This window comes from Globicatella sp. HMSC072A10 (genome assembly GCF_001811625.1).
Taxonomy (GTDB): Bacteria; Bacillota; Bacilli; order Lactobacillales; family Aerococcaceae; genus Globicatella; species Globicatella sanguinis.
The window spans coordinates 1-1923 of the sequence record NZ_KV805801.1 but is presented as its reverse complement, the minus strand read 5'-3'; the positions used below and the strand labels follow the sequence as shown (position 1 = coordinate 1923).

Annotated in this window: 2 protein-coding genes; one reads left to right on the top strand and one right to left on the bottom strand. The window is 34.5% G+C overall.

What is annotated here, in order from left to right:
• Positions 1–399: 399 nt before the first annotated feature.
• Positions 400–1071, bottom strand: coding sequence for a potassium channel family protein (locus HMPREF2811_RS09370; protein ID WP_071409101.1), 672 nt, complete (start codon positions 1069–1071; stop codon positions 400–402).
• Positions 1072–1169: 98 nt separating this feature from the next.
• Between HMPREF2811_RS09370 and rlmH the strand changes: the two genes are divergently transcribed.
• Positions 1170–1649, top strand: a complete 480-nt coding sequence (rlmH, locus tag HMPREF2811_RS09365; protein ID WP_071409100.1) for a 23S rRNA (pseudouridine(1915)-N(3))-methyltransferase RlmH — start codon at positions 1170–1172, stop codon at positions 1647–1649.
• Positions 1650–1923: the final 274 nt, after the last annotated feature.

The following is a 1923-nucleotide window of genomic DNA, read 5'->3' as shown; positions in this document are numbered from 1 at the left end:
TTTTCTTGGTCCAACTTTAGGGGGTCAGTTCAGGCCTTTGGCCTGTCATTTTTATATATTTATGATCAATGTATACCAAAAAAACAATTATAATGATAGTTCAAAAATAAATTATAATTAATTTCACCACCTATCCACACACTTATGCACAGAAAACTGTTGATAACTAGATTCCTATGTTGATAAGCTTAGTTTGTAAATAGTAACTATTTCGTTAACATGAAAATAATGATGCATCAAGCTTTATAAAGGTTTTTGACAATAAAAAGAGTTATCCACAATTTCTGTGCATAACTCCTGTTGATAAATAAAAAATCATCATAAAATGAGCGTATCATATATTATTTTTAACATAAAACCTTATGGCTAGTAATAGGAAATATTGATGATTAATAGATTTTAATTAATACGATCTAAATAATCATGTTCTTCAAATCGATGCGAATCCGTAATCGCCACAAAAATCATTCCGTTTTCAATCGGTGTTTGAATATTTAAAGTTGAAGTCATTTTTGCGCCTTTGTATGGGCGATACCCGATGACGTTCATGTCGTAGTTTTTACGTAATTCTAAAGCTAAGATTGATTTGCCGACCCATTTATCCGGAACAGAGAATTCAACGATTGAAGTGTTATCATCCAGTGACAATACTTCTCCGATATGAGTTCTCAATAGTTGAGAAGATAAACGTTTACCTGAATCACGTTCAGGTGAAATAATTTTAGTTGCTCCCAATTCTTTTAAGGCTTGTTCAAAAACAGCACTGTGTGCTTTGGCAATAATATGAGGTACGCCTAATCGTTTACAGTGCATGACTGCAAGGACCGCACTTTCCAAATTAGTACCCGTTGCGACAACTACTGCATCACAATTAGCGATACCAATATCTTCTAATAAATCATAATCGGTAAAGTCTCCGATGGTGGCTGTTGTGACATCATCGGCTACTAAATCAATGTTATGTTGGTCTTTGTCAACAACAATTACCTCACGGCCAAAACGGCCAAGTTGTTTTGCGATAGTTCTTCCAAAGACACCTAATCCTAAAACACCAATAATTGTGGGTTTCAAAATATTTCCTCCATTCAAATGTATCATTCGATAGTATAATGATACAAAATATTTTCAATAAATGCTATGATTATTATGAAAAGATTGAAGGTGATCAAATGAATATTGAAATAATTTGTGTTGGTAAATTAAAAGAAAAATATTTGAAACAGGGTATTGCTGAATATATTAAAAGATTAGGAAATTACGCTCAAGTTAAAATATTCGAAGTGCCTGATGAAGCTACTGCTGAGTCAATGAGTGATAATGAAATCCAGTTGGTTTTAAGTAAAGAAGCCGAGAAGATTAGTGCTCGAATAGATGCGAACCGCAAAGTGATTGTTTTAGCAATTGAAGGGCAATTAATAACCTCTGAAGAATTAGCCAATACCTTGGAAAACTATGCGACCTATGGTCATAGTAAAGTGACCTTTATTATTGGTGGGTCTCTTGGACTAGCAGAAGAATTAAAACAACGGGCCGATTTGAGTGTTAGTTTCGGGCGCATTACTTTGCCACATCAATTGATGCGTTTAGTGTTGGTCGAGCAAATTTATCGAGCGTTTAGAATTATCAATGGGCATGCGTACCATAAATGATGATAAAAATTTCATGTGTTTAGTAAATAAGAGTGTCTATTCAATCTTCTATATCCTCTAAAATCATCGGGGGTTCGGGGGATTACTAAATAGTCCTTAGTTGAAGTAAGTAAGAGCCCGTAGATAGGAAAACCCAACTTGATCATCTATCTAATCAAAAAAATAAAGCAGAGTTTACAGGAAAACCTGTGAGCTCTGCTTTGGGGTGTTTGCCGAAGAGGAAATGAGGTCCTCACTCAAACTGTAAGCGTCCCATAACAGAGTATCTATCATT